This window comes from uncultured Streptococcus sp. (assembly GCF_963516515.1).
Classification (GTDB): Bacteria; Bacillota; Bacilli; order Lactobacillales; family Streptococcaceae; genus Streptococcus.
Window position 1 is genome coordinate 1 of sequence record NZ_CAUQCJ010000031.1, and the last position, 22493, is coordinate 22493.

24 protein-coding genes and 2 pseudogenes are annotated in these 22493 nt (G+C 38.6%); 21 read left to right on the top strand and 5 right to left on the bottom strand.

Annotated elements, in window-relative coordinates; all coding sequences use genetic code 11:
* The 10 genes and pseudogenes from RYL77_RS06805 to RYL77_RS06850 all read left to right on the top strand — a co-directional run.
* Window positions 1-180, top strand: a 180-nt coding sequence (locus tag RYL77_RS06805; RefSeq protein WP_315010730.1) for a hypothetical protein, incomplete at its 5' end; no start/stop codon positions are given.
* Window positions 181-339: 159 nt separating this feature from the next.
* Window positions 340-527: pseudogene (locus tag RYL77_RS06810) on the top strand (type II toxin-antitoxin system HicA family toxin).
* 56 nt (window positions 528-583) lie between these two features.
* Window positions 584-961, top strand: a complete 378-nt coding sequence (locus RYL77_RS06815) for a type II toxin-antitoxin system HicB family antitoxin (protein ID WP_315010731.1) — start codon at window positions 584-586, stop codon at window positions 959-961.
* A gap of 67 nt (window positions 962-1028) precedes the next feature.
* Entirely contained in the window at window positions 1029-1343 is a 315-nt protein-coding gene (locus RYL77_RS06820) for a nucleotidyltransferase family protein (RefSeq protein WP_000263131.1), read from the top strand.
* Window positions 1324-1698: a HepT-like ribonuclease domain-containing protein gene (locus RYL77_RS06825; RefSeq protein WP_315010732.1), complete on the top strand. Its 375-nt coding sequence runs from the start codon at window positions 1324-1326 to the stop codon at window positions 1696-1698. Before RYL77_RS06820 ends, RYL77_RS06825 begins: the two co-directional genes overlap by 20 nt.
* Before the next feature lie 21 nt (window positions 1699-1719).
* A pseudogene (locus RYL77_RS06830) lies at window positions 1720-2175 on the top strand (site-specific integrase); the annotation flags it as partial.
* 542 nt (window positions 2176-2717) lie between these two features.
* Window positions 2718-3584, top strand: coding sequence for a helix-turn-helix transcriptional regulator (locus RYL77_RS06835; RefSeq protein WP_315010733.1), 867 nt, complete (start codon window positions 2718-2720; stop codon window positions 3582-3584).
* Between the two features lie 235 nt (window positions 3585-3819).
* Window positions 3820-4377: a CYTH domain-containing protein gene (locus RYL77_RS06840; protein ID WP_315010734.1), complete on the top strand. Its 558-nt coding sequence runs from the start codon at window positions 3820-3822 to the stop codon at window positions 4375-4377.
* Window positions 4378-4640: 263 nt separating this feature from the next.
* Window positions 4641-4853: a hypothetical protein gene (locus RYL77_RS06845; protein ID WP_000386863.1), complete on the top strand. Its 213-nt coding sequence runs from the start codon at window positions 4641-4643 to the stop codon at window positions 4851-4853.
* The gene (locus tag RYL77_RS06850) at window positions 4843-6057 is read left to right on the top strand and encodes an MFS transporter (RefSeq protein ID WP_315010735.1); all 1215 of its coding nucleotides are present in this window, start codon (window positions 4843-4845) and stop codon (window positions 6055-6057) included. Before RYL77_RS06845 ends, RYL77_RS06850 begins: the two co-directional genes overlap by 11 nt.
* 235 nt (window positions 6058-6292) lie before the next feature.
* Here RYL77_RS06850 and yidA read toward each other — a convergent pair whose 3' ends face one another.
* On the bottom strand, window positions 6293-7099 hold the full coding sequence (gene yidA / locus RYL77_RS06855) for a sugar-phosphatase (protein ID WP_315010736.1): 807 nt from the start codon (window positions 7097-7099) through the stop codon (window positions 6293-6295).
* Window positions 7100-7111: 12 nt separating this feature from the next.
* On the bottom strand, window positions 7112-8416 hold the full coding sequence (locus RYL77_RS06860) for an HD domain-containing protein (protein WP_315010737.1): 1305 nt from the start codon (window positions 8414-8416) through the stop codon (window positions 7112-7114).
* A 71-nt stretch (window positions 8417-8487) separates the two neighbouring features.
* On the opposite strand from RYL77_RS06860, the gene RYL77_RS06865 reads away from it, so the two are divergent.
* The 3 genes from RYL77_RS06865 to ffh all read left to right on the top strand — a co-directional run bounded on the left by RYL77_RS06865 (window position 8488) and on the right by ffh (window position 10871).
* On the top strand, window positions 8488-8865 hold the full coding sequence (locus RYL77_RS06865; protein ID WP_315010738.1) for a DUF1934 domain-containing protein: 378 nt from the start codon (window positions 8488-8490) through the stop codon (window positions 8863-8865).
* Between the two features lie 90 nt (window positions 8866-8955).
* Complete coding sequence (locus RYL77_RS06870; RefSeq protein WP_000402066.1) at window positions 8956-9288, top strand: putative DNA-binding protein; 333 nt, start codon at window positions 8956-8958, stop codon at window positions 9286-9288.
* Between the two features lie 11 nt (window positions 9289-9299).
* Window positions 9300-10871, top strand: a complete 1572-nt coding sequence (ffh, locus tag RYL77_RS06875; protein WP_000863622.1) for a signal recognition particle protein — start codon at window positions 9300-9302, stop codon at window positions 10869-10871.
* Window positions 10872-10965: 94 nt separating this feature from the next.
* Here the strand turns inward: ffh and RYL77_RS06880 are convergent, their stop codons facing one another.
* Window positions 10966-12249, bottom strand: a complete 1284-nt coding sequence (locus tag RYL77_RS06880) for a solute carrier family 23 protein (RefSeq protein ID WP_315010739.1) — start codon at window positions 12247-12249, stop codon at window positions 10966-10968.
* A gap of 252 nt (window positions 12250-12501) precedes the next feature.
* Window positions 12502-13215: a 16S rRNA (guanine(527)-N(7))-methyltransferase RsmG gene (gene rsmG, locus RYL77_RS06885; protein WP_315010740.1), complete on the bottom strand. Its 714-nt coding sequence runs from the start codon at window positions 13213-13215 to the stop codon at window positions 12502-12504.
* 93 nt (window positions 13216-13308) lie between these two features.
* Between rsmG and RYL77_RS06890 the strand changes: the two genes are divergently transcribed.
* Both RYL77_RS06890 and htpX read left to right on the top strand, forming a co-directional pair.
* Entirely contained in the window at window positions 13309-13869 is a 561-nt protein-coding gene (locus RYL77_RS06890) for a LemA family protein (RefSeq protein WP_315010741.1), read from the top strand.
* Between the two features lies 1 nt (window position 13870).
* Window positions 13871-14770, top strand: coding sequence for a zinc metalloprotease HtpX (gene htpX / locus RYL77_RS06895; RefSeq protein ID WP_315010742.1), 900 nt, complete (start codon window positions 13871-13873; stop codon window positions 14768-14770).
* A 44-nt stretch (window positions 14771-14814) separates the two neighbouring features.
* On the opposite strand, the gene RYL77_RS06900 is transcribed toward htpX, so the two are convergent.
* Entirely contained in the window at window positions 14815-16374 is a 1560-nt protein-coding gene (locus RYL77_RS06900) for an ATP-binding cassette domain-containing protein (protein ID WP_315010743.1), read from the bottom strand.
* A gap of 534 nt (window positions 16375-16908) precedes the next feature.
* On the opposite strand from RYL77_RS06900, the gene RYL77_RS06905 reads away from it, so the two are divergent.
* The 6 genes from RYL77_RS06905 to carB all read left to right on the top strand — a co-directional run.
* Window positions 16909-17451 (top strand): DUF177 domain-containing protein, encoded by a 543-nt coding sequence (locus RYL77_RS06905; RefSeq protein ID WP_315010744.1) that lies wholly within the window; start codon window positions 16909-16911, stop codon window positions 17449-17451.
* Window positions 17451-18080 (top strand): endonuclease III, encoded by a 630-nt coding sequence (gene nth, locus RYL77_RS06910; RefSeq protein ID WP_000244443.1) that lies wholly within the window; start codon window positions 17451-17453, stop codon window positions 18078-18080. Before RYL77_RS06905 ends, nth begins: the two co-directional genes overlap by 1 nt.
* 210 nt (window positions 18081-18290) lie before the next feature.
* Entirely contained in the window at window positions 18291-18812 is a 522-nt protein-coding gene (pyrR, locus tag RYL77_RS06915) for a bifunctional pyr operon transcriptional regulator/uracil phosphoribosyltransferase PyrR (protein ID WP_315010745.1), read from the top strand.
* A gap of 18 nt (window positions 18813-18830) precedes the next feature.
* Window positions 18831-19754, top strand: a complete 924-nt coding sequence (locus RYL77_RS06920) for an aspartate carbamoyltransferase catalytic subunit (RefSeq protein ID WP_001293841.1) — start codon at window positions 18831-18833, stop codon at window positions 19752-19754.
* 49 nt (window positions 19755-19803) lie between these two features.
* On the top strand, window positions 19804-20883 hold the full coding sequence (locus RYL77_RS06925) for a carbamoyl phosphate synthase small subunit (protein WP_000166853.1): 1080 nt from the start codon (window positions 19804-19806) through the stop codon (window positions 20881-20883).
* A gap of 448 nt (window positions 20884-21331) precedes the next feature.
* Window positions 21332-22493 (top strand): carbamoyl-phosphate synthase large subunit (carB, locus tag RYL77_RS06930; RefSeq protein ID WP_315010746.1); only part of this gene is annotated, 1162 nt, incomplete at its 3' end.

The window sequence follows — 22493 nt, forward strand, 5'->3', positions numbered from 1 at the left end:
GATTTAATCGCTTTTTACTTATTTATTTTAACTTATTTTAACGCTAATTTACATGCAGGGGGCATTTTTAGAAATGTAAAGAAAGACAAAGAAAATTCAAAGTGTTTATTTAATAGCTTTTTCCACAATTTCATTTTTAAAAATAATTTAGTATTTTTAATTTTTTTGAACAAATTTTGAACAAAAATAATTTTCACTCAATGAATATAGAATAAAGTAGATCAGCAAGCTGGTCTATTTTGTTTTGTAGTTATTGCTAAATATTTGTTTTAGCTTGACAAATATACGCATAATGTGTATAATGATAAATGAATAAGCGTAAGGAGGTAACGACTATATATGCCACTTACAGGTAAAGAAATGGTGAAACTAGCTCTTGAGAATGGATGGGTTGAAGTTCGTCAAAGGGGTAGTCATCATCATTTTAAGAAAGAGGGTTTTCATATCTTGTCACGATTCCAGTTCATGGAAATGAAGATTTGGGAAAGGGATTAGAAAGAAAAATTCTCAAAGATTTAGGATTGTAAGTTTTACTTTCCTAAGTCTTTTATATCAGAGGTAGTAGAATGTTGGAGGTAGTAGAATGTTAAAAACGTATCCAGCTATATTTCATAAAGAAGGAACAGGATATTGGGTAGAATTTCCAGAATTTGGTGGGGGTACAGAAGGAAAAAATATTGAGGAAGCAATGAAAAATGCTCGTGAAATGCTTGAAAATGTTTTAGCTTCCTATATTGATGAAGGTATAGCGTTGCCTACACCAAGTGATATTTTAAAGATTGAAGTTTCAGATGGTTTTGTATCAATGATTCAAGTAGATCCTGCGCCTTTTGTGAGAAGTAACAAGGCGATTAGGAAAAATGTGACTGTTCCTGAATGGCTAGTTCGTCTTGCTGATCGAGAAAAGATTAACTATTCAGAAGTTTTGGCACAAGCATTAGAGAAGAAGTTACAAGTTTAAATTTAAAGCCTTTATTTAATAGGGATATGCTTGTAATGTATTGACAATATAAAAAAGGATAGAAGCTATGGTTTATACAATAGATCAGATAAAGGAAAAAATTGTTCCTGTTGCTAAACAATATGATTTATCTAAAATTTATCTATTTGGCTCTTATGCTAGGGGTGAAGCTGATGGACAAAGTGATGTTGATATTGCTTTGGAGTTAGAGGATGATTCGATCTATTTTGATGTGTATGGTAGGCTTTTAACTATTTTTGATGGTAATATAGATATTCTATTGGTTAGTGATTTACTTTCTCCAAAAACGAATATTGGGAAGTTAGTCAAGAAAAATTTTTTGAATGACAGAGAGGTTATTTATGAGAAGTCAATCTCTTGAAACTGATATAGCCTATTTGAAGGATATGGTTTTATATCTTGATAAGGCTGTTGCTGTTTTGGAAAAAGCAAGAAGATATAATTTACCTTTAGATGATGATATGGTAGTTGATTCTATCGCAATGAATTTAGGACAAGTAGGAGAACAGTTATCGTTAGGCAAATTGTCAGAGGAAGTAAAACAGAAGTATTTAGATAGGATAAATTGGATTCAGATAAAAGGTTTTAGAAATTTTATTTATCATAATTATTCCAACTTAAATTTTAAAATTGTAGAGGGTATATTGAAGGAATCTGTTCCCAAAACGAAAGAATCTTTATACTCGATTATAAGAGAATTAGAAGGTGAATTATAAAGTAGAAAATATTATTTTTCAGAAAGACAAACTATAAAGACGTATGAAAGATTTGCTAGAAATCGACAAATTTTATTCCTCAAAAAACGAATACTTCCATAATAGAAATTCTTATTGATAAAGATTTAATATCTGTATTGGATGCATTGAAAGAGGAACAAGATAAGGTTCTTTATAATCGTGACGAATTAAAGAAATATGATTTGGTCTTTTGTGATAGAAGGTATAAACTTTCTACAAATTATGGATTGAATAAATGCTTGAAAGTATTTTTATCCGAACTTGGGATAGGTAGTCAAACCATGATAGCAACAGCAGGAAGGTATATTTACGGTTCATATTTATTATCAAAAGGTGTTGATATATGGGCTGTTTCAAGATTACTAAGTCATAAAGATATACGACAAATTATTCAAACTTACGGACATACTCTAAAAGAGGGTTATTGATAGAGAGTATGATTTAGTAAGAGAATGAATGTTAGTAAAAGGATAAAATAATTTTGACCAATTAAATAGGAAAAATAAGGACTTCCTTTATTAGAATGTCCTTATTTTTATTAAGGAATTGGACAAATGAGGTAAAGGTTCAGATTTATGAATTCAGAAAGCAAGTACAAAGCTTTAAACAGCTTTCGAAAAGATTTGGTGTGGATTTTTGGGGCTAAGGTATGTGACAAGATGAATTGATTGTTATGAACTAGAGAGTGTAAAAAAATGGGGAAAATCGTTATTATTCTCCTGAATTTGATATGTTGTAAAAGACTATTTCTGGTCTGTTAAATCTATCAATAGCAAAATCTAAACGTGAATAGTCTAATATCTAGTACATTTAACGTTAATAGTTTTATCAATCGTTTGAGTAATAAAATTTCAAAAGAAGAAGGGATAGGTTTTCAAAGGTAACCTATCTAGTCATTGCTTATATATAATTTGTATCTTTTAGTTTATTAATTTGTATTTAAAATTTAATCATGTTACAATTGAAATTGAAATCGAATAGAAAAGGAAAATGCAAACGTGGGCACACTATTAGCAACAAGATTAAAAAATAGACGAAAAGAATTAAAAATGTCTCAGCGAGAATTGGCTGAGGGGATATGTAAACAGGGGCAGATTAGTCGATTAGAGAATGGAGAATTTACTCCAGGAGCAGACTTTTTATATGCTCTGTCTAAGAAGTTAAAAGTTAGTATAGATTATTTTTTTAATGAGCAGATTGGAGAGGAGATTGATGAGTTATCAGAGTTTAAGAAGTTAGCCCAGACATTTATCACAAATCGAAATTATGAGTCTTTGAAATATATATATGAATTAGAGAGTGTAAAGGTACATCGCTTGTCTCTAGTAGATAAGTTTTATATGGAGTGGATAAAATCTCTTATAGATTTTTATCTCTATGGGCAAAAAGAGGAGGCTGTGGCAAGATTGGAGAAGGTACTGTCTCAGTTAAATGTAACTGACCTGATCTACCTTCAAATTTCAAGTACTCTATTTAATTTTTATTATGATATTGAAGATTTAGAGAGTTTTAATGAAATTCGAGAAAAGTTAGAGTATCAAGTAAATCAACTCAAGTTAAACACAATCGAAGAGTTAAACCTTTCTATTAAATTTAATTATAATGTTTGTCGCTATCTATGGTTGCAGAATAATACTGAAGAGGCTATTACTAAAATCACAGATACGATAAAGCAATGTAAGACGTATAGAACAACATATCTCTTAGCTGATTTGTATTTATTGATGGGAAATGTAAGTAAGAATTTTTCTTCTAAAGTTGCAGTAAAAGAGTACTTTGAAACGGCTTATTTCCTATATAAGCTTGAGGGAAATATGTCAATGGCTCTAAAAATCGAGCATTACATTGCAGATATAACAGAATAGTAAAGACGATGTTCAATTAAGCATCGTTTTTTTAAATTTAGATAGATACAAATATATATTTTAAAAAAATAAATAAAAAAATATTATCAAAATTCTTGACAGTATTATATTGAAGTGCTAAAATGAGTGCAAGAAAATATTAGGCTTTTTGTCCATAAAACATCTACAGAAACTTACTATAGACTGAGTGAATGTAAAGAGACTTCAGCCTTTGAAGAATTGAGAGGTAAAATTAATGAATGAATTAGAAGTTAGATTTGAACTCAACGATGAGAAAGATTATAATAATGCTATTTCATATTTAGAAAAATCTTATAAATTTAAGAATGAAAATAAGCAAGTTGATAAATATTTTAAAACAAAAGGAAGAGAATTTGAAAATGATGAGGTAGGTAGCTTTATCTACAGAATTCGCCAAGAAGATGATAATAAAGCATGTGTTTTCACAAGAAAAGATACGATAAAACAAGGAATGTGGAGTGAAAGTGAAATAGAGTTGGAATCTGAAAAATTAGAATTTGTAAGAAATATCTTGCAAGATGGATTTTCAAATATTTTCACAATAAGTAAATATAGAAAGACATATCATGACGCATTAGAAAATAAAACGATTAATCTAGATAAGATTGATGGTCTTGGATTTTATCTTGAGATAGAGATTTTAGGAGATTTTTCAAAAGAAGATTATAATAATTTTTATGATAAAATGTGCGGAGAGTTCTCGTTTTTAAATTCAAAAATAGAAACAAAGGGCTATGTCCAATTAATGAGAGAAAAAAATGGACGTAATTGAAATTATCAAATAGTCTTGTTGGGATTGTTTACTCCATTGCTGAATTTGGAAGTTTGATAGCAGTAACCTTTCTTTCTACTTTTTTGAATAAGAAGGATGCCTTTAGGGATAGTGGTAAGTAATACTAAAGCCTCTTTGAGAGGCAAGTGACGAGTCAAGAGCAATAAGGCTTGAATAACGTGAAAGCCAGCGTCTTTAGGCGCTGGCTGGTAGTTTGGGCTTATAGTCCTGGGACAAACCACCCGTTTGACGGGTGGTCATGATTGGATTATTATGAAATAGATGGTACTTGTTATCTTGATTTTAGAGTATCTGGCGAGGATGTATATTTCATTGAGTTAGTAACTATGTATGGTTTAAGTGAAAATAGTGCGGTACCAACTCTTGCAAAGAGGTTTGGAATAAGTCTTACCGATTTAATAAAAAGTGATATTCATCGTGGTTTAACTAGAAAGAAGGGACATTTTGGATATTAACAAGAAAACGTTTTATACCATTACTTTTGGTGAGTTTATATCAAATGTTGGAGATAGATTTCAGAAAATTGCTTTTCCAATCTTAATTTACCAAGAATTTCATTCGTCTTTTGCAATGGGAGGAATGGTGATTATTGAATTGTTACCTCAATTCTTGTTGGGATTCGTTATGGGTTACTTATTAGATAATTTCAATAAGAAAAAAATACTATTATGGTCTACATTAATACCTGCATTATTATGTAGTGTAATACCGATATTATCTAAATATTCAGTTTCTATATTTTTTTACTATGTTATTGCATTTTTGATACCTTTATTTTCGACACTTTTTCAAACAGGATTCTCAGTCATTACTCCTGCTTTATTTGAGAAGGAAGAATTACAAAAATATAATTCTCAATTTCAAGGTGTACGAACTATTTCAAAATTAATTTCTCCAGCTCTAGCAGGGGTATTAATGTTAAAGTTTAATATTAATAGTATTTTTTTTATAAATAGTGCTTCTTTCTTATTGTTATTTCTTTCAATACTAATTTCATATATTCCAGATCAAGAACACAAGGAGAATGGTAATGATGATATAAAAGAAATTTTTGTAGGTTTTAAAGAGAACTTTACAAATATTAAATTGAGGATTTCTTTACTCTTTACTATTGTTGTGAATATCGCTATGCTAGGCTTCAATGCAACGATTATTTATTATTTACAGGATCAATTAAAATTATCAAATAGTCTTGTTGGGATTGTTTACTCCATTGCTGGCTTTGGTAGTTTGATAGCAGTAACCCTTCTTTCTACTTTTTTGAATAAGAAGGATACCTTTATATTGATGAATATATCAATGGCAACCATCCCACTTGTCATTATGGCGAGTGGAATAGTAGAAAATTGGATATTTTTTGGAATTTGTTATTCAATTTTGAGCGGATTAATTACAATAGCTTCTGTTTCGATTACAACAATACAGCAGCAAGAAAGTACTGTGTATAATATTGGAAAGATACTTTCTAGTTCTTTTGTAATAGCTACCATTTTTGCTCCTTTTGGAGGGATACTGGCCGCTTATTTTAATTGGCTTTTAAACCCGAGATTAAGTCTAGTTATTTTGGGATTACTAAGTAGTTTATTGGTTATTCTTATAAAGAGTTATGAAAAAAAGCTAACTAAGAAAAGAACTGCAATATTTATAAAGGAAGGTTAGTGGATCGATTATCACTTGAAAAAATAATATTAATTCGTAGTAAAATAAAAAATTGAAAAAGGTTTTACATAATGTACTACCTTTTTCAGATTTAATAATTATTAAGGGGATAGAACTAGAAACCAAAAATACTGAATTTTAAACTGCACCCCAAAAGTAAGATTTTTCTGTCTAACTTTTGGGGTCAGTACATTATCTCTAACTTCTGGAGTGCTTTTTTTATATTCAAATTATTTTACAGTACCCATGTACGGATGGCATGGGCAACGCCAGATTCATCATTAGATTTAGTGATGTATTTGGCGATTTTTTTGATTTCTGGATTTCCATTTTCCATGACAACAGGATTGCCAACGACTTCTAGCATGGCACGGTCATTTTCTTCGTCACCGATAGCCATGGTTTCATCTTTGGTCAATCCGAGTTTTTCAGCTAGGTGGGTAATAGCTGAACCCTTATCTACATTCTTTTTAAGAAGTTCGAGGTAGAAAGGAGCGGATTTGTTGATGGAGTAGCGTTTGTAAAATTCGGCTGGTATCTTTTCAATCGCAGCATCGAGGATTTCTGGTTCATCAATGAACATACATTTGACAATTTCCTTGTCAGCCATTTCTTCAGGTGTACGGTAGAAGATGGGCATGCTGACGAGGGTTGATTCGTGCACAGTGTATTTTCCGATATTGCGATTGGCAGTATAGATACCGTCCTTTGTAATAGCGTGCATGTGGACACCGAGCTTGCGACTGAGGAATTCCATATCCAGATAATCCTCATAGGTCAAGGATTCGCTGATAATCTCATGTCCTGTAGCAGTTTCTTGGACAAGGGCACCATTGAAGGTCACCACATAGTCACCCTCGTCTCTCAACTGCAAGTCGTCGAGAAGTTTGGCAACACCTGCGATAGGGCGACCAGTTGCAATCACGACTTTGACACCAGCTTCTTTGGCATCTTGGATGGCAGAAAAGACTTCAGGAGTAATCTCCTTTTGGCTATTGACTAGGGTTCCGTCGATATCGACGGCGATTAGTTTAATACTCATAAATTTCCTCTTCTAGTTTTTATTTGGGGTAAAATGATCGTTCTCAATCAAGTGTAAAAATTGCTGGGTAATGCTTGCGAAGATGCTGTTTTGGTCCAACATTTCTTTTGGAAAATAAAAGCGATTATCTCCGTGGCGACTACCAGCAAGGGATTGGACGATAGGAGACAGGCTAGAGAGTTCGGCTAGTTCTCCATTTTTTTGTAAAATCTCAATCTGTGTCCGTGGATTTTCAGATTCGGGACGATAGATATCATAAGGGAGGTCAAAGTTCTTATGAATGGCAGTATAGTAGTCGGGATCAAAGCCGATGTCCTCAACCAATTTTCTCATGTTAGCTAGTTGGTCTTGATCTTCTTGTGAAAAGGTAATGGATTTAAAGACCTTGCGGTTGACAAAGCGTTGCGACAAATCTGCGAGAATCTTGTCAGGACTGGTCATCCAGAGTTGGAAGTAGGTATTCATCACACCATCATCCAGAGCCAGATAATCAGACAAGGTCACATTTTTTTCAAAGAAAGGCAGGAGATGTGGAGATGTTCGTGCAAAGAAGTCCTTATCCTCAGGGTAGAGTTCCTTGGCGCGTTTGAGGAGATTCTGTAGGAGAACTTCCATGGCACGTGTTGCTGGGTGGAAATAAACCTGCATATACATCTGGTAGCGACTGAGGACGTAGTCTTCGATAGCGTGCATGCCATTGCGCTGAAAGGCGATACCATTTTCGACAGGACGAATGACTCGGAGGATGCGAGTCAGGTCAAATTCCCCATAGGATGCTCCTGTAAAATAGGAGTCGCGCAAGAGATAGTCCATGCGGTCTGCATCAATCTGACTAGAAATGAGTTGCACAACCTGCTTGTTAGGATAGGTATGGTCTATGACACTGGCAACCTTTTCTGGAAAATCTGGTGCCACTTGTAGCAGGACTTGGTGAATCTCCGTTTCAGGACTTTGGATAATCTCCTGAGTAATGGCTTCATGGTCTGTATCAAAGAGATGTTCAAAAGTATGGGAGTAGGCACCATGCCCAAGGTCATGTAGGAGAGCAGCGGTCATGGTCAAGAGAGACTCGGCAGGATTCCATTCCTCAGGATATTTTTCTTCAAAAATCTCTGTGATACGTCGTGCAATCTCATAGACTCCTAGACAGTGAGAGAAGCGGCTGTGTTCCCCACCGTGGAAGGTATAACTGGAAGTTCCCAGTTGCTTGATACGACGCAAACGTTGAAATTCTTTTGTATTGATCAAGTCATAGATGATTTGATTATTGACATGGATGTAGTTGTGAACTGGGTCACGGAATACTTTTTCGTTCATATGACCATTATAGCAAAATCCTGCTCTTTTTGGTAAAATAGTAGGACAAGAGACAAGAAAGAGGACCTGATGTGAAGATTCGGATGCGAAATACGATTCAGTTTGATGAGCAGTTGGAAGTGATTGACCAGCTTTATGACGTGGAAGTGCATGAAAAGGGAGATTATAGCTACCTGCTTTTCTATAATGAGGAAAAGGAAAAAGTGGTTATTAAATTTCATGGTCAAGAACTTGTGATGAGTCGATTTTCCAATCCCAAGACCATTATGCGCTTTCTAAAAAATAGCGATAGTTTAGCCTATATTCCCACACCTATGGGCATGCAGGAATTTGTTATCCAAACCAGTCGCTATGAAGTTGATGGGCAAAAGATTGAGCTAGCCTATCAACTACAAAATCAAGAGGGACAACCCTTTGCCAGCTATCAATTGGAAATTACTTGGGGCTAGGCTCATGTCTTTTTCAAATTTACCTGGCTATCTTCTCGGATTAGTCCGCTAATGTGGTAGATTAGGTTAATTTTTGGTATAATAAAAGTTATGGAAATTGAAAAAACCAATCGTATGAACGCGCTCTTTGAATTTTATGCGGCGCTTTTGACAGACAAGCAAATGAATTATATAGAGCTCTACTACGCTGATGATTATAGCCTTGCTGAGATTGCTGAAGAGTTCGGTGTCAGTCGTCAGGCTGTCTATGACAATATCAAGCGGACAGAAAAGATTCTGGAAGATTATGAGATGAAATTACACATGTACTCGGACTACATTGTCCGCAGTCAGATTTTTGATCAGATTTTGGAGCGGTATCCCAAGGATGACTTTCTGCAGGAGCAGATAGAAATTTTAACAAGCATTGATAATAGAGAATAAGAGGAAGAAACATGGCATTTGAAAGTTTAACAGAACGTTTGCAGAACGTCTTTAAAAATCTACGTAAAAAAGGAAAAATCTCTGAATCTGATGTCCAAGAGGCAACCAAAGAAATTCGCTTGGCCTTGCTCGAGGCCGACGTTGCCTTGCCTGTTGTAAAGGACTTTATCAAGAAAGTTCGTGAGCGTGCAGTCGGACATGAGGTCATTGATACCCTTAATCCTGCGCAACAGATTATTAAAATTGTAGATGAGGAATTGACAGCAGTTTTAGGTTCTGATACGGCAGAAATTATCAAGTCACCTAAGATTCCTACGATCATCATGATGGTTGGTTTGCAGGGGGCTGGTAAAACAACCTTTGCAGGTAAATTGGCCAACAAACTCAAGAAGGAAGAAAATGCTCGTCCTTTGATGATTGCGGCGGATATCTATCGTCCAGCTGCCATTGATCAGCTTAAGACCTTGGGGCAACAGATTGATGTGCCTGTCTTCGCTCTTGGGACAGAAGTACCAGCTGTTGAGATTGTACGTCAAGGTTTGGAACAAGCCCAAGCCAATCATAACGACTATGTCTTGATTGATACGGCAGGTCGTTTGCAGATTGATGAGCTTTTGATGAATGAGCTTCGTGACGTGAAAGCATTGGCTCAACCAAATGAAATTCTGCTCGTCGTTGATGCCATGATTGGTCAAGAAGCGGCCAATGTTGCGCGTGAGTTTAATGCTCAGTTGGAAGTGACTGGGGTTATCCTTACTAAGATTGATGGCGATACTCGTGGTGGTGCGGCTCTATCTGTTCGTCACATCACTGGAAAACCAATCAAGTTCACTGGTACAGGTGAAAAGATTACGGACATTGAGACCTTCCACCCAGACCGTATGTCAAGCCGTATTCTTGGTATGGGGGATATGCTCACCTTGATTGAGAAAGCTTCTCAAGAATACGATGAGCAAAAAGCCCTTGAAATGGCTGAGAAGATGCGTGAAAATACCTTTGATTTCAATGATTTCATCGATCAGTTGGATCAGGTGCAAAACATGGGGCCAATGGAAGACTTGCTCAAGATGATTCCAGGTATGGCCAATAATCCAGCCCTTCAAAACATGAAGGTGGATGAGCGCCAGATTGCGCGCAAACGTGCCATTGTGTCTTCGATGACACCTGAAGAGCGTGAAAATCCAGATTTATTAAATCCAAGCCGTCGCCGTCGTATCGCTGCAGGTTCTGGAAATACCTTTGTCGAAGTCAATAAATTCATCAAAGACTTTAACCAAGCTAAACAGCTCATGCAGGGTGTTATGTCTGGTGATATGAACAAGATGATGAAGCAAATGGGAATCAATCCAAATAACCTTCCTAAAAATATGCCAAATATGGGAGGAATGGATATGTCTGCCCTTGAAGGAATGATGGGACAAGGTGGTATGCCTGACTTGTCAGCTCTCGGAGGAGCAGGAATGCCAGATATGAGCCAGATGTTTGGTGGCGGTCTAAAAGGTAAAATCGGTGAATTTGCTATGAAACAGTCCATGAAACGCATGGCGAATAAAATGAAGAAAGCGAAGAAGAAACGTAAGTAAGACAAAGGAAGGCCGCAGGGCTTTACTTTTTTGGAAAGAAGAAAATGAGCACTTCCGTAATTGGAAATGCTCGTTTTTTGATATGTTTAGACTCTTAGTCTTTATTTTCGTATGGCAAGATTAAGTTCAAGATGATTCCTGTCATGGCTGATAGGGCAGTTCCTGAAAGGGTAACTGGACCGAGTTTAAGGATAGCTCCTCCAAGTCCAAGAACCAACATAGCACTTGCGATGATGAGATTACGCATTTGAGCGAAATCAACACGTTCTTTAATCAAGACTTTCAAACCGTTGCTGGCGATAACTCCATAGAGAAGGATTGACATACCACCAAGTACAGCATTTGGAATGGTTGAAATCAAGGCAGTGAATTTACCAAGGAAGCTAAGGGCAATCGCGATGAAGGCAGCGTTACGGATAACTGAGACAGAAGCGATACGAGTCATACCGATAACCCCTGTATTTTCTCCATAAGTTGTATTGGCTGGTCCACCAAGGAAGGCAGAAACTGAAGTTGCGATACCGTCACCAAGAAGAGTACGGTGAAGACCTGGTTCTTTCAAGAATTGACGGCCACAGATTTGACCCAAAACAGTATGGTCTCCGATATGTTCAGAAATTGTTACGATAGCGATTGGCAAGATAGCGATGGTTTCTGGACCAAAGTAAAGATTGTACTCTTTAAAGGCACCACCAGTACTAAATGGCAAGTAGAAACTAGGAATTTCAAACCAGTCAGCTTTAAGAACTGGTGTAAAGTCAACTAGCCCAAGAGCTAGAGCGAAGAGGTAACCACCGATAATGGCAAAGAGGAATGGAATGATTCGTAGGAATCCTTTTCCTTTTGTATTGATAAAGGCAGCAATCAAGAAAGTAACAACTGCTACAAGAGCATTTTTCCAGTTTCCATCAGCTACAAGACCAGCGTTGGTAACAGCTGAACCTGCAAGTCCAAGACCGATAACGATGATCATAGGTCCGATGATGATTGGTGGCAAGAGTTTATCAATCCATTTTGTACCTGCAAAACGAACACCAGCAGCCACAAGGACATAGACCAAACCAGTCAAGATAACCCCTGTTTGAGCAGCAGATACATCACCACCCATTTCTTTCATAGCAAGTGACATTGCTGTGATAAAGGCGAATGATGATCCTAGATAAACTGGAACTCTAAAACCAGTTGCGATCATGTAGATGAGTGTTCCAACACCTGAAGCAAAAAGGGCAACAGATACAGGCATTCCCAAAATCAATGGTACCAAGATGGTCGCACCGAACATGGCGAAAACGTGTTGGAAACTAAGGAGAATTCCTTTTCCAGCCGAAGGACGTTGGTCAACGTCTAGTAACAAATCAACAGTTGATTCTTGTTTCATATAAACCTCACTTTTGGGCATCAAAAAAGAGCCCATTATTTTACAGCAATAGGCCCTCAGAGTAAGACTTCTCTAAAATCTAGACTTTAAAGAGTTTCAAGTATTTCTGTGTCTTCGTCACCTCACGGGATGACATTAAAAACCTTTGCTTGTGATAGTATAGCAGAAAAAAATGATTTTGTAAATCATTTTTTCCCGAGCCTAGAAATAAAAGAGCGAGGCTGATTTTGTAAATATTTTTTACTAAAAAATTTAAAGCGGGCGCTTATTGGGCATGCCAGCCTTTCTTGGATATTTATTTGGTGTTTCTTTTTTCTTTTCCACCACTGTGATATAACGCGGATCTCCATTTGGTAGGGCGTAGCTGAGATTGTCTTCGACTTTACTGAAGAGGAGGTTGAGGGCATTCTTAGCTTCTAATAACTCCTCAGGAGCATTGCTAGCCTTGAGTGCCAATAGTTTGCCCCCAACTTTAAGGTAAGGAATTGTTAATTCAGACAAGACCTGCATGCGGGCAACCGCACGAGCTGTCACAAAATCATATTGGGCACGGAAGTTCTTGTCTTGGGCAAAATCTTCTGCACGTCCATGGTAGAAATGAACACCGTCCAAATCCAGTTCTTGAGCCAACAATTGGAGAAAGTTAATGCGTTTGTTAAGTGAATCAATGATGGTCACATCAAGCTGAGGATAGAGGATTTTCATTGGTAGACTAGGAAATCCTGCTCCAGCTCCAATATCAAGAAGTTTGGTAGTTTCATTGGGAATCAAGTCTTGCAGAATAGGTGCAATCGAATCGTAAAAATGTTTGAGATAAACTTCTTCCTTGTCCGTAATAGCTGTCAAATTAATCTTTTCATTCCACTCGACCAAGAGTTCAAAATAACGTTCAAATTGTTTTTTTTGCTGGTCCGAAAGTGGAAGATTTTGCTCGGCAAGCAAGTTGTAAAATGTTTCTGGTTTCATAGTTATTTCCTTCTTTAGTATCATCTTATTTTACCACAATCATTAAAAATTTGATATACTGGTACTAATCTAAAAGTAGAAAGGACTTATATAATGACTTGGATTATTCTTGGAGTTATCGCTCTTATTGTTATTTTTGTGATTGTTAGCTATAACGGTTTGGTTAAGAATCGTATGCAAACAAAGGAGGCTTGGAGTCAGATTGATGTTCAGTTGAAACGTCGAAATGACCTCTTGCCAAACTTGATTGAAACTGTAAAAGGTTATGCCAAATATGAAGGTTCTACCCTTGAAAAGGTGGCAGAACTTCGTAACCAAGTGGCGGCAGCGACGTCACCAGCAGAAGCTATGAAAGCTAGTGATGCCCTCACTCGTCAGGTTTCAGGTATTTTTGCAGTTGCAGAAAGCTATCCAGATTTGAAAGCTAGTGCAAACTTTGTTAAATTGCAAGAGGAGTTGACAAACACAGAAAATAAAATTTCTTACTCTCGTCAACTCTACAACCGTGTTGTCAGCAACTACAATGTAAAATTAGAAACTTTCCCAAGTAATATTATCGCTGGAATGTTTGGATTTAAAGTAGCAGATTTCCTTCAAACACCAGAAGAGGAAAAGGCAGTTCCTAAAGTTGACTTTAGCGGTTTAGGTGACTAAGATGTTGTTTGATCAAATTGCAAGCAATAAACGAAAAACGTGGATTTTGTTGCTGGTATTTTTCCTACTCTTGGCTCTTGTTGGTTATGCGGTTGGTTACCTCTTTATGCGATCTGGGCTTGGTGGTTTGGTTATCGCTCTGATTATCGGCTTTATCTACGCCTTGTCCATGATTTTTCAATCGACAGAGATTGTCATGTCCATGAATGGCGCGCGTGAGGTTGATGAACAAACGGCACCAGACCTCTACCATGTAGTGGAAGATATGGCTATGGTCGCTCAGATTCCTATGCCCCGTATTTTCATCATTGATGATCCAGCCTTAAATGCCTTTGCGACAGGTTCTAACCCTCAAAATGCGGCGGTTGCTGCGACGTCAGGTCTCCTAGCTATCATGAATCGTGAAGAACTAGAAGCTGTTATGGGACATGAAGTCAGTCATATTCGTAATTACGATATCCGTATTTCGACTATTGCCGTTGCCCTTGCTAGTGCTATCACCATGCTTTCTAGTATGGCAGGTCGTATGATGTGGTGGGGTGGAGCAGGTCGTAGACGAAGTGACGATGACCGAGATGGAAATGGCTTAGAAATCATTATGCTCGTGGTTTCTCTACTAGCTATCGTGCTGGCACCTCTCGCTGCAACCTTGGTGCAACTAGCTATTTCTCGTCAGAGGGAATTCCTAGCTGATGCTTCCAGTGTCGAGTTGACTCGCAATCCTCAAGGGATGATTAATGCTCTAGGTAAGTTGGATAATAGTAAACCTATGAGTCGTCCTGTCGATGATGCCAGCAGTGCACTTTATATCAATGATCCCAAGAAAGGGGGAGGGTTCCAAAAACTGTTTTATACCCACCCACCTATCTCAGAACGGATTGAGCGTTTGAAACATATGTAAAAAGAATCCAGAGGTTGTCTCTGGATTTTTGCTATGTTCAAAGTTTATAAATCTTCTAAATTAACTATCTCCAAACCATGATCTGTCAAGCGATAGATGGTCGAACAGACCTCTTTTAAGAAACGCCTGTCATGCGAAACAGTAATGAGACCACCAGGATAAGTGGCAAAGAGTTTTCTTATTTCAGGTTGAGAAGTGGGAGAAAAGTTTCGTGTAGGCTCATCCAGAAGGAGAAAGTTTGGTTTGCGCAACACTAAATCCAAAAGCAGGAGTTTACCTTGTTGTCCGCCAGATAAGGAGCGGATTTGGTGATGCATCTCTGGATAACTGAAATTGAGACTAGCTAAGTGAGATTGGATTTTCTGTAGTTCCTCTTTTTCCCCAGTTTGGCTGAGATAGTCTACTGGAGATAGACTTAATTGCAGTTTTTTGTGGTAATCTTGTGGCATAACACCAATAGAAATCTCTCTTTTTTGACTTAGCAGTTGTTGCAACTTGGCTAACAGAGTTGATTTTCCAACACCATTTGAGCCGATGATACCGATTTTTTCTTGGCCACGGATAGTTAGTTGTAACTCCTGAGCCAAAACGCGCTCGCTAATGGACAAATTTTCCTTTTCCAGTTGGATTAATGTTTTAGAAGATGGTAATGGTTGGATGTCTGAAAAGAAAAGTTGGATTTGTTCCTCTTCAAGTGGCTTTTGGGTCATGGACTGAGCTACCTTTTCGTAGCGTTTTTCTTGAGAGAGGACAGTTTTCATCTTTTTAGCCAATAGGCGACCGGCAGTACTGTCTTTGGTAGCTCGAAGAGCGGTTTCTACATTTTGCTTGACTCGGCGATGCTTTTCCATGGTTTTGTTATAGGCTCTTTGGTCGTTGGCAGCCTGCTGACTTTGTTTGATAAAATTAGCCTTTCTCTGCTCGCTATAGCTATCATAATCTAAATGCTCTACTAGCGTTTCGGCTTCTTTACGGTGCTTGACCAATCGCAAGTGGACAATAGTATCTGCCGTTTCAGAAAGAAAGTCTTCATCATGGGAAATGAAAATAACGGTTTGCCTAATCTTTCGAATCTGACTTTTTAGCCAATCAACTGTCTCTAGGTCTAGATCATTTGAAGGTTCATCTAAAAATAGAACCTCAAAAGGTTTGGCTAACTCATGGATGAGCTGAATTTTCAAAGCTTCGCCACCTGATAGACTGCCAATCTCTTGGTCGCTAGCGAAACGATCGCTATCAAACTGCAATTCCTCAGCCAAACGATAGAGAACACTGTAGTCTAAATCAACAGTATCAAAAAAGAAGTAGTCGTGTAGAGTTTTCTTTTTCAGCTCCTCGGAGAGTTTTTGAGGAATGTAGGCCAGAGACTGGTGGTCAGACTGGATGTCTCCCCTGATAGTGAAATCAGAAAAAGCTTCTCCCATTAAAGTTTTAAGTAAGGTTGATTTGCCATTTCCTTCTTCGCCAATAATAGCGACCTTTTCCCCGTCTTGGATGGTCATGCTTAGATCGGAGACAAGGTCTCGTAAATCTTTGTTTTGTGTGATGGTCAGGTGATTGATTTTTATCATATGATTGCCCTTTCTAGAATGTCGATAGTGCATAACAAAAAGCTCTACTTTATCTAGTAGAGCCCAAAGTCACTGTCAAAACTCTATTATCCTCGTTGAAAAGCTCGTCAAACTAGCTTAGGATTGCCTAATCCAACTCAAGAGGAGCAGATGGTTAGCTTTCTAGTTTTTTGATTTTCAATGAGGATAAGATACTAGAAAATCTAGTATGAAAAGAGCACACAAAAAGAGACAAAAACAAGATCTACTAAATAAAGGTTCTTTATTTGATAGACTTAGCTGTTCATGTCTCCCTTACCTCCGAGTATTAGTATCTCTATACTATACCTTTCAGGATATTTTGTCAACAGAAAACTGGAAATTCCAAGTTCTAAAATCCGAGTGGTAAGCATTAGTAATGAACTCTTTGTCTTCTATGTGAGCATCCTCCTTGCTCAGTATAGCGCTACAAAATAAAAACATCATAGTAAACATGTCAAAAAATCGAATTTTAATTACAAAGTTTGGTGGGCTGATTTGTAGCCTTTTCATGGTATAATCAAGAGAGTAAATCTTTATGGAGGAAGTATGAAATTAAATATTCAAGAAATTCGTAAGCAGTCTGAAGGTTTGCACTTTGAACAAACTTTAGACCTAGTCGCAGACTTGCGTACACGCAATCAAGAAATTTTAGATGTAAAAGATATCCTTGCTATTGGGAAAGTACAGTACGAAGACCGTATGTATTTCTTAGATTATCAACTATCTTATACCATTGTTCTTGCTTCAAGTCGCAGTATGGAGCCAGTTGAGTTAGTTGAATCTTATCCAGTAACGGAAGTTTTCATGGAAGGCGCAACTAACCAGCTAGATCAGGAAGTTTTAGACGATGATTTGGTCTTGCCTATCGAAAATGGAGAACTTGACCTTGCTGAGAGCGTGTCAGATAATATCCTTCTGAACATTCCTATCAAGGTCTTGACGGCTGAAGAAGAGGCTGGTCAAGGATTTGTTTCAGGAAATGACTGGCAAATCATGACAGAAGAAGAATACCAAGCTCAACAAGCAGTTAAGAAAGAAGAAAACAGTCCTTTTGCTGGTTTACAAGGACTATTTGATGGAGACGAATAATGGTCTTGTCAAAAAAACGCGCACGAAAAGTGCTAGAAGAAATTATTGCTCTTTTTCCAGATGCCAAGCCCAGTCTTGACTTTACCAATCATTTTGAACTCTTGGTTGCGGTCATGTTGTCAGCTCAGACGACGGATGCAGCAGTCAATAAGGCCACACCAGGTCTCTTTGCTGCCTTTCCAACTCCACAAGCCATGTCTGTGGCGACAGAGAGCGAGATTGCTTCACACATTTCTCGTCTGGGATTGTATCGGAATAAAGCTAAATTCCTTAAAAAATGTGCCCAACAGTTACTAGATGATTTTGATGGTCAAGTTCCTCAGACACGTGAGGAATTAGAGAGTCTAGCAGGTGTTGGTCGCAAGACAGCTAATGTTGTCATGAGTGTAGGCTTCGGGATCCCAGCTTTTGCAGTGGATACTCATGTGGAGCGTATTTGCAAACACCACGATATCGTCAAAAAATCAGCGACACCGCTTGAGGTGGAAAAGCGGGTCATGGATATCTTGCCACCGGAGCAGTGGTTGGCAGCTCATCAAGCCATGATTTACTTTGGACGGGCTATATGTCACCCTAAAAATCCAGAGTGTGACCAGTACCCACAATTATATGATTTTAGCAATTTATAAGTTAGGGCATCAAAAGTTTTTGCTTGATTTTAGGCCCGCTTTGTGCTATAGTATTTGATAACTAAATATTCCTTTAAACCTGTCCCGTGAGTCAGGCAAGGAGCGCGATAAAGTAGAAGGGTAAAGTCCATACTGTTTGCAGTAGGGCTTGCTTAGCTATACATTTCAAGTCTCCTTGTTTAAGGAGACTTTTCTTTTTGGAGGTTTGTCATGAAGACAAAAGAAGTTGTAGACGAATTGACCGTCAAACGAGCGATTACGCGTATTACTTATGAGATTATCGAACGCAATAAAGATTTGAATAAAATCGTCTTGGCTGGTATTAAAACTCGTGGTGTCTTTATCGCCCACCGAATTCAAGAACGTTTGGAGCAATTAGAAAATCTTTCAGTTCCTGTTGTGGAGTTGGACACCAAACCTTTCCGTGATGACGTTAAAAGTGGAGAAGATACTTCTTTTGTTTCTGTTGATGTGACAGGCCGTGAAGTCATCTTGGTGGACGATGTGCTTTATACAGGTCGTACTATCCGTGCTGCTATTGATAATATTGTCGGTCATGGTCGTCCTGCGCGCGTGAGTTTAGCAGTTCTAGTCGATCGTGGACATAGAGAATTGCCAATCCGTCCAGATTACGTTGGAAAAAATATCCCAACTAGTCGTTCTGAAGAAATCATCGTAGAGATGGCAGAACTTGATGGCCAAGACAGAGTTCTGATTACTGAAGAAGCTTAGAAAGCTAAAGGAGTAGCCATGTCAGAAAATCAACAAGCATTGAACCATGTGGTGTCCATGGAAGACCTCACTGTCGATCAAGTGATGAAATTGATCAAGCGAGGAATTGAGTTTAAAAACGGAGCTCAGCTTCCTTATGAAGACCATCCGATTGTTTCCAATCTTTTCTTTGAGGATTCTACACGGACGCATAAGTCCTTTGAAGTGGCAGAGATTAAACTGGGATTGGAGCGACTTGACTTTGATGTGAAGACTAGTTCAGTCAATAAGGGTGAGACACTTTATGATACCATTTTGACTCTGTCTGCTTTAGGAGTGGATGTCTGTGTGATTCGCCACCCTGAGGTTGACTACTACAGAGAGTTAATTGCAAGTCCAACGATTACGACTTCCATCATCAATGGTGGAGATGGTTCGGGTCAACACCCTAGCCAGAGCTTGCTTGATTTGATGACTATTTATGAGGAATTTGGTCACTTTGAGGGTCTCAAGGTTGCGATTGCAGGTGACTTGGACCACTCACGCGTTGCCAAATCCAATATGCAGATTTTGAAACGCTTGGGAGCTGAACTATACTTTGCTGGACCTGAGGAATGGAGAAGTCAAGAGTTTGCAGACTATGGACAGTTTGCAACCATTGATGAAATCATTGATCAGGTGGATGTCATGATGTTTCTCCGTGTGCAACATGAACGTCATGATAGTGGAGCTGTCTTTTCAAAAGAAGACTACCATGCCCAACATGGCTTAACTCAAGAACGTTATGACCGTTTGAAAGAAACAGCAATCCTTATGCATCCAGCTCCAGTCAATCGTGATGTAGAAATCGCAGATCACTTGGTTGAAGCACCAAAATCACGGATTGTCCAACAAATGACCAATGGTGTCTTTGTTCGAATGGCAATCTTAGAATCCGTATTGGCGAGTAGAAACGCCAACTAAAACACAAGACGTTAAAAGACGCCAGTGAGCGTCCACGAGAGGTGAAAATATGACAAAAAGACTTCTAGTATTAGAAGATGGCACAGTTTTTGAAGGCAAGGCCTTCGGAGCAGATATTGATGTAACAGGCGAAATCGTCTTTAATACAGGGATGACCGGCTACCAAGAATCCATTACAGACCAGTCTTATAATGGACAAATCTTGACCTTTACTTATCCTTTGGTGGGAAATTATGGAATTAACCGTGATGATTACGAATCCATTATTCCAACTTGTAAGGGAGTCGTTGTTTTCGAAGAAGCACGTAGAGCTAGCAACTGGCGCAACCAAATGACGCTAGATGAATTTTTGAAAGCCAAGAAAATTCCCGGTATTTCAGGGATTGATACGCGTGCACTTACCAAGATTATCCGTAAGCATGGTACCATGCGTGCAACCTTGACCCATGTTGGGGACAGTATGGACCATGTGACAGACCAGCTCCAAGCAACAGTCTTGCCGACAGACAATATCAAGCAGGTTTCTACAAAAACGTCTTATCCAGCTCCAGGAGTTGGTTTAAGCGTGGTGCTAGTGGACTTTGGTCTCAAGCACTCAATTCTACGTGAACTTTCTAAACGCAACTGTAATGTGACGGTTGTTCCTTATTCGACAACGGCTGAAGAAATTCTCCATCTCAATCCTGACGGAGTTATGTTGTCAAATGGTCCAGGTAACCCAGAAGACGTTCCACAAGCACTGGATATGATTCGCGGTGTGCAAGGAAAAATTCCAATCTTCGGTATCTGTATGGGGCATCAACTCTTCGCCATGGCAAATGGTGCTAAGACCTACAAGATGAAATTTGGACACCGTGGATTTAACCATGCGGTACGTGAGATTGCTACAGGCCGTGTAGACTTTACAAGTCAAAACCACGGTTATGCAGTTAGCCGTGAGGATTTGCCAGAGCATTTGATTATCACCCATGAAGAAATCAATGACAAGTCAGTTGAAGGAGTTCGTCACAGATACCAACCTGCTTTCTCTGTCCAATACCACCCAGACGCAGCCCCTGGTCCACACGATGCAAGCTACCTATTTGACGAGTTTATCGAGATGATGGAAGCATTTAAACAATCAAATTAATAACGAGTAAAAGCTTGTCGAAGAATTTATGTAACTGAACACGGACGGAAAGCTCGGAATTTAGAGAAACTAATTTGGATTGTCAATCCTTCCTTGGTTTCCTAAAATTCAATCGCTTTCTATTCGTCCTTTGTATCTTATTTAATGTCGCTCTGTGAGGCGACGAATAGAAAGGCAGGTCGTTTCTTTTAGTCGCTATCAGGCGAACTAAAAACTCCCTGCACTAGATTTTTTACCGAAAAGTATCGTTTCGCTAAAAAATCGTCGGAGAATTTATTTAATGGCAACCTGAGAGTTGCCAAATAGAAAGGAGAAGGGTGGTCCGTATTTGCTGAACTGAATACGGGCTACGGACTGTGCTAAAAAGATAGTTATTCCTAGAACTGATAGTTCTTCGTCATAACTCCTATTTTAGCTTTGTCCGCTTGACGCCCTTAATATCTTATATATGCCTAAACGTACTGATATTCAAAAAATTATGGTGATTGGTTCTGGTCCGATTATTATTGGTCAGGCTGCTGAGTTTGACTACGCTGGGACCCAGGCTTGCTTGTCTTTGAAAGAGGAAGGTTATGAGGTTGTTTTGGTTAACTCAAACCCTGCGACTATCATGACGGACAAGGAGATTGCAGACAAGGTTTACATCGAACCGATTACACTTGAGTTTGTGACACGTATTCTTCGTAAGGAGCGTCCAGATGCCTTGCTACCAACCCTTGGTGGGCAAACTGGTCTTAATATGGCCATGGAATTGTCTAAAAATGGTATCCTTGATGAGCTTGGTGTTGAGCTTCTGGGAACTAAATTATCTGCCATTGACCAAGCGGAGGACCGTGACCTCTTTAAACAATTGATGGAAGAGCTCAACCAACCAATTCCAGAATCTGAAATTGTAAACACTGTTGAAGAAGCAGTTGCCTTTGCAGCGACAATTGGTTACCCAGTCATCGTTCGTCCAGCCTTTACCCTAGGTGGTACTGGTGGTGGTATGTGTGCCAATGAGGAAGAATTGCGTGAAATCGCTGAAAACGGATTGAAATTGTCACCTGTGACCCAATGTTTGATTGAGCGTTCAATCGCAGGCTTCAAGGAAATCGAATACGAAGTTATGCGTGACTCAGCTGACAATGCTTTGGTTGTTTGTAACATGGAAAACTTTGACCCAGTTGGGATTCACACAGGGGATTCCATTGTATTTGCCCCTGCGCAAACCATGTCAGACTATGAAAACCAAATGCTTCGTGATGCGAGCTTGAGCATTATTCGTGCTCTTAAGATTGAAGGTGGATGTAACGTTCAGCTAGCACTTGATCCACACAGCTTCAAGTACTATGTCATCGAAGTAAACCCTCGTGTATCCCGTTCGTCAGCCCTGGCATCTAAGGCGACAGGGTATCCAATTGCTAAGTTGGCTGCCAAGATTGCAGTTGGCTTGACTTTGGATGAGGTGATCAACCCAGTTACAGGTTCAACCTATGCCATGTTTGAACCAGCCCTTGACTATGTGGTTGCCAAGATTCCACGTTTCCCATTTGACAAGTTTGAAAAGGGTGAACGCCGTCTTGGTACCCAGATGAAGGCGACTGGAGAAGTCATGGCAATCGGTCGTA